We start from the raw sequence: 6,361 nt of genomic DNA, 5'->3' as shown, positions 1-6,361 counted from the left end.
ACGTGTTTTCATTTCAATCTCCAGTTAAATCAATTATGTCTTAACTGGGTTAGTCGTATCAATTAAACCACGTCATACCGCTCAAGGACAGAATCGACGTTGTCCTAGATTTAAAAGATCCAGTACCTGGTAACCTTAATATCTTTAATAGTCTTGATAATTGGATAGGAACCTCTGCCACAAAAAAAGTGATTGATATGTCTTCATGCGATTTTATTAGTACAGCGCATGTATCTTTTGCAAACCACAACGGACACAAAACGGTTAATGCTCGAGGATTTCAACCTATACTGCCCTTATTCAGTTACAAAACTAATGTAATAATCGAATTATTGGTCGCTAAACATGGCTCTTTTGCACAAGACTATCCGTCACAATACCCAGGTACTTTTGACCTCATAAATGCAAATTCACTAGAATTAATACTTGGGCATGCTGGTATCAATGATCCAAATACCAATCAAAGGATACTACAAACTAAATTAAATTCTTACAAACTTATGTTAAGAAATAAGGGAAAAACAATACTTAAAGCCCCTGAAACAACCGACCGTTATTTACATTTCGACGCAAAAGTCAGTTCAACGGGGTACTATACCCCTTCAAGTGTTAATACTAAACACTTGGCATTACAAAAACAACTTGGCATTAACCTTAAAAATGAATTCATCGCATTAGAATTTTTTGCCCCTTTTTATTATCCCTATTATTTTTCACTTAAATATTTAAATGAAGGAACCAAATGGCAAAATATGATTGACAGAGCAATTGACCGTTTAAGCAACTACAAAAAATATTCTTTGGATCATATATTTAGAGATGAATCTTATAAAATATTTGGAGAAAAAAAAGATAAAATAACCAAACCTTTATTCAAAGATATAATAGCAGCAAAAGTACGGCAATATAGAAAAAATACGAGATTTAATGAAAGTATGTTAAATCGATACTGTCGAGAAATAGAAGCAGGCAGACGAACAACTTCTGTTGATATCAGCAATATTTATGATGCATCAGGCAGGTAATAAAGCCTAACTAATCATATAGTTAATATAACGTTCCAATTTAGACTTATTTATTCCAGCTGTGAGATTTTAAGAGGGCGTTCACTATTCTGTGTCAGTGATATAATTTAAATATCCAGCACGTTATCTAAACGCCCTTCAAAAATCGGGTAACTGTCAGATCAGGTCTGAGCTAGTACAGCTTAACGAACTTAACTAGGGTGACCGAATTCAGTTGACCAGGTCAAACCTGCATAAAGCAATTTTAACAAGTTATTTTCGTTTGGAAATGCGCCCTTCGTTTTAGTTAACTTTCTAAATTGACAGTGCACTACTTCAACAGCGTTGGTGGTGTAAATCCCCCTTCGAATGTGCTCTGAATACTTAACACTTCCTATATTTAAAAGCAGGCAATAAATTCCATCTTACTCAAAAAAGCTACTCACAAAGAGGACTATTAGTTCAATGCCTTATCCAAGGTTAAAGTCATCCAAAGCATCCCAGAAGACATCGCTCCATGTTCTTTGTTTGTCTTTTTTCTCTTTTTCTGCTGCTTTGATTGCTGCTACTTTTGTTTCTATCGCTCTTCCTGCTGCATCTCTTGCCGCTTCTCTTGCTTCTTGTCTTTCTACTTCATGTCTTACAGCTAATTTTGTTTGTATCGCTCTTCCTGCAGCTCTTCTAGCCCTTGCCATCCTTCGTTCCTTCCTTCTTTTAGCCTTTCTTTCAGCCCTTCTAGCTTCTTTTTCTTCAGCTAATCTTACTGCTTCTAACCTTGCTTCTTCCTCTCTTCTTACTTTTGCTTCTTCTCTCGCCTTTGCTAAGGCAGCAGCATGAGTACTCCTTGAGTCTTCCATTATTTTTCTTCTTGCAGCTCTGTGTTCTTCTTTAATAGCTTTGTTTATATCATGTTGTATTGCTTTTTCTTTTTCGCGCCTTGCCATTTGCTGCTTTAACGTCTCTGGCCTGTTTATCTTTTTTATTGCTTTTATTCTAGCAGGACGATATTTCCTCAATCCATGATCTAAAAACCACTCAGGCACCATATGTATTATCTGGCTAAAAGCCTCTGATAAGTTTCCCTTAGCTATGACTGGTCCATATTTTTTGACTTGCTGTGATATGTATTCTTGATTATCAAAATGTGATTGCAAACACTTGATAAGGAAATTTGCAGCATTCATTTTATCCTTATACGAATAACCAAAACCAGCATTCCACTTTCTCTTTTGTTTCCGGCTAATAATATATAGCTGTATTCTTGTGACCGCATCACGTGTACAGAGTATTTTATTCGCCCAACTTTCATTAGGTAACTCATCAGGATATTGGCCATATTTATAAGGTACGCCAAAATTTTTTGCGACTAAAAACATTTCATGGTAGCTGTGTATAAACATCGCAGATCTTAAACAGTCCTTATTCCAAAATCCAAATAAAGCATAAATGAGCGATGTCAACTCTACAGTTGAACAATTAGAGAAAGACGCTAACTGACAAATACGTGCAGTCGTGAAGGAAATCGTACACCTTAAAGGCAGCTTATCTGTTTTAAAGGTTTTAAATAAACTGTGATATTTTTGATATCTTACTGCATCAATACGTTTATCTTGCCCATTACCATAAGATAACGTATTACCGTCAATCATAAAATCACCTTCTCTATCGGTTATTGTTTTAAAATTATCCGCATTAAGTTGATTATTTCCCATATCTCTAACGTAAGTAACCACTTTACTGTCGGGCACTACAGCAACAAGATTCTCAGCATAATTTATCAGCTTTTGATCACCTTCTATCTCTTGTATCTCCAATAACAATCCTTCTATCCTCTTCTCGACTTCAACATCATCGCTAATGGGAGTATTATTGTACCTGTCGACGACAGCATTTCTCGTATCATGTAATATCGGTTTTATTTTATCTTTGAACGTATCTCTTTTTTGTACATTATACATAAATTTATTAAAATCAACGAGAATAGACATAAGCACGATTAAATTGTACTTTTCAGGATTATTAAACACTTTTTTCATATAATTAAGGTTTTTAACATTACTTGTCCGGAATATTTGCTCTAATAACCCCTGATAATAATATTTATATAAAAAAGAATAATTTTTATTAGTACAATTTTCATCACACCGTTCTTTTAAAAAACCATGAGTTGCACACACCTCATGATTAACTACCTGTTCCATCTTACTGTAAACGTTTTTTGACTGGCAAAGATAATTACAATTTTGGATCGATGAACCATGAATTGCACATACCTGACCACTTAAAAATTTATTTATTTTCATCACGGCGCTTTGACAAGCGGATAAAATAAAAGATGATGACATTATTGACTTTGCAAGACCGATTTCTTTTTTACTGTTTCCTGAGACCATGACCTGATAAGCCATAGTTTTAAGCAAATCAATAGGTGATACACAATATATACTATAAGTCATATCATTGCCTAAATAGCCTATATTTCCTCCTTTGCCTTCCTCTAACTCTTTATTTTTAGTATAACGAGATAATACTTTTTTTGTTATCGTTTCATCAAAATATAATACGATTAAATCCTGCCGTATTTCATCCGATTTTTTACACAAAGACACACCTTTGGCAATAGTCGTTTTCAGATCTTTAAAGTTTGAAATAACGGTCTTAATACGAAGGATTCGACTAGGATAACCGTCATCAGATAAAGATAAATAGTCATCAGGATAATCAACATCCTGAAATTCACCGTCTTCCAACAGTCTATATAAAGTGAAAAGGGATTCGTCCCAATAAAGACAATCTTTATAATTTATTTTTTTTCCTGAAAAATCTTTTACGTTTTTTAGTAGGTTATGAACATCTAATAATTGAAAAATATCGTCAGCGGTAGGGTATTGTGTTTTTTCAACATAACTCCATAATGTCGGATCAATCGAACGATTAAAGAACATGTAATGCAATAACCTTTTAAGGGGATCATCGAGATAGCATTCTGCAATTATAAACTTAGTTTTATTCTTATCCTCCCAATGTACAAAGTATACCTTAGTATCCTCCGCACTATAACCAAGATAAAATATTGGTACGTATTTCGATGATCTTTGACTGCGACTTAAGTTGAGACGCTTCATGACCTCTGCATTAGCACGAACTCGCTCAGGGGTAACCTCCACCCAAGAGAAAAATACCGGATAGTTTTTCATCGTTTGTTCTAAATCAATAAGATATATCATTTTTTATTTCTCTATAGTTCACTTGGTCTGAAGAGTTATGTTTTATAAATTTATTTAATATGCCTATTAAAAATAACATAACACTAATCATGAAAAATAATCAGTTATGAGTTGATGCTATTGATATTATGATTATACAACTTAACAACTTAACGCATGCAGATTATACAACTAAAACATATATAAAAATAGAAAATACTTACGCCTTAAAATACCAAACATTCATAACCCAAACAACACTTATAACTATAAAGTATTTATAACTTAATCACTCCCCATAAATTAAACAACATCCATAAATTAAACAATAACGTAAAAGCAAATACAATAAAAGGTTTCTTGTATTCTTAAAGCGGGTAATAAGATTAATTTAAAATCACATCTAAATTTAATCGAGGGCGTTCACTATTCTGTGTCTGTGATATCATTTAAATACCCTGCACGTTATCTAAACGCCCTTCAAAATAAATAGCCAGTTGCGATAAACATAAGCTCCCATTATGAATCGGCATAGTCCATTTATCACGGGTATAATATGCCTGCATAAAGCAGTTTCAACAAGCTATTTTCGTTGGGAAAGGCGTCTTTGGTTTTAGTTAACTTTCTAAATTTACGATGCACTGCTTCCACAGCGTTGATCGTATAAATTACTTTTCAAATATGCTCTGGATACTTAACACTTCCTATATTTAAAAGCAGGCGATAAATTATCCCATTTTCGGCGCCAAGCGTTGATATCCAATGGATAAGCATTGCCCCATTTCGCCTCAAGTTCATCCAGTGCTATTTCAGCCACTTCCTTAGTAAAACGGCTCGATAAATCGGTTTTAAATCCGCTATAAAGGCTTTTTGATGCGACATATTGCATCAAATTGCGGATTTAATGGATCACGCATAACTTAACCTCTACTTGAGGAAAAATACTGGCTATGGCTTCAGGAAAGCCTGTTAGCCCATCAACATAAGCGATAAGAATATTCTCAACACCCCGATTATTTAAATCTGTCAATACTGCCAGTTGTTTGATTAACGGACAGAGGATACCCTCTTTGCCTGTTAGGTTTCTACCTGCTTGTAATGCTTTTAAGGCATGTTCAAAGTCAAAAGATTGGGCGCTGTTGTATAAAAATGTTGTCTATACTTAATAGGTGAAGCTAACTGATTGAAGGTCATAGCAATGAAAACAAAATTATTTGTGAGTAAACTTAGCCAGATAACAAAATCACTTATCTCTATGACTCCAGGCCAAAGAGAAGTCGTTCACCAGTCAATTCAAGCATTAGACAGTGACATTCCTATCGATGAGCTCATTCAACCTCTTTTTGATGCATCAGCTCAATGCCCACATTGTCACTCTGCTAAGTTCAAGAAGTGGGGAAAAGCGAGGATGATACAAAGATATCGTTGTAACGAATGTCATAAGACCTTTAATAATAAAACAAATACTCCACTTGCAAGACTGCATAAAAGTCATCTATGGGAAAAATACGCCCACTGTATGAAGCTGAAGTTAACATTAAGAGAGGCCGCTAAAATATGCGGCATTAATCTTAAAACAGCCTTCTTGTGGCGACATCGATTTCTCAGTGCTCAAGCAGGCAAAAATGATGACAAACTCTCTGGCATTGTTGAAGCAGATGAGTTCTTTCTCGCTTACTCAGAAAAAGGTTCTAAAACCATTCATCTACCACGTGTAAGCAGAAAACGAGGGAGTGATATCGATAAGAGAACCAAAGAAGGAAAAGTGGCAATATTGCTCTCAATAGACCGAAGCAAGCATATGATAGCACCAGTATTATCAGCGGATACTGTGTCAGAAATAGCAACCAATTTAGCCAAGAATATTGAGGTTAATTCAGTGCTTTGCAGTGATGGTGCATGGGCATATGTAGGAATAGCCAAAGAGAAAAAATGTGATCATAAGCGGCTAATCAATAATAAACAGAGAGTCATAGATGGCGTTTACCATATTCAAACCGTCAATGGTGAGATAGCCAACTTCAAGGCTTGGATAAATGGAAAAATGAAAGGTGTTGCGACTAAGTATTTGCCAAATTAACCTCAGATCGGTTTAACGCATTACTGTCATCGCGTTGAATTCGGCTGATGTTATATTAAGTTGTGGCTTTC

Annotated in this window: 2 protein-coding genes and 3 pseudogenes; 2 read left to right on the top strand and 3 right to left on the bottom strand. The window is 34.9% G+C overall.

Annotated elements, in window-relative coordinates; genetic code table 11:
* The first annotated feature begins 197 nt into the window (after positions 1–197).
* Positions 198–1,025, top strand: a complete 828-nt coding sequence (locus Q0791_RS23995) for a hypothetical protein (protein WP_299011787.1) — start codon at positions 198–200, stop codon at positions 1,023–1,025.
* A 206-nt stretch (positions 1,026–1,231) separates the two neighbouring features.
* Here the strand turns inward: Q0791_RS23995 and Q0791_RS23990 are convergent.
* From Q0791_RS23990 to Q0791_RS23980, 3 genes and pseudogenes are all read right to left on the bottom strand, one after another.
* A pseudogene (locus Q0791_RS23990) lies at positions 1,232–1,390 on the bottom strand (transposase); the annotation flags it as partial.
* An 84-nt stretch (positions 1,391–1,474) separates the two neighbouring features.
* Positions 1,475–4,231, bottom strand: a complete 2,757-nt coding sequence (locus tag Q0791_RS23985; RefSeq protein WP_299011786.1) for a hypothetical protein — start codon at positions 4,229–4,231, stop codon at positions 1,475–1,477.
* A gap of 428 nt (positions 4,232–4,659) precedes the next feature.
* Positions 4,660–5,249: pseudogene (locus Q0791_RS23980) on the bottom strand (transposase); the annotation flags it as partial.
* A gap of 159 nt (positions 5,250–5,408) precedes the next feature.
* Here Q0791_RS23980 and Q0791_RS23975 point away from each other — a divergent pair.
* A pseudogene (locus Q0791_RS23975) lies at positions 5,409–6,281 on the top strand (IS1595 family transposase); the annotation flags it as partial.
* Positions 6,282–6,361: the final 80 nt, after the last annotated feature.

It is taken from the genome of uncultured Shewanella sp., from assembly GCF_947495455.1.
Taxonomy (GTDB): Bacteria; Pseudomonadota; Gammaproteobacteria; order Enterobacterales; family Shewanellaceae; genus Shewanella.
Note: the sequence above shows the minus strand (reverse complement) of the source record. Positions and strands in the feature narration are given on the sequence as shown.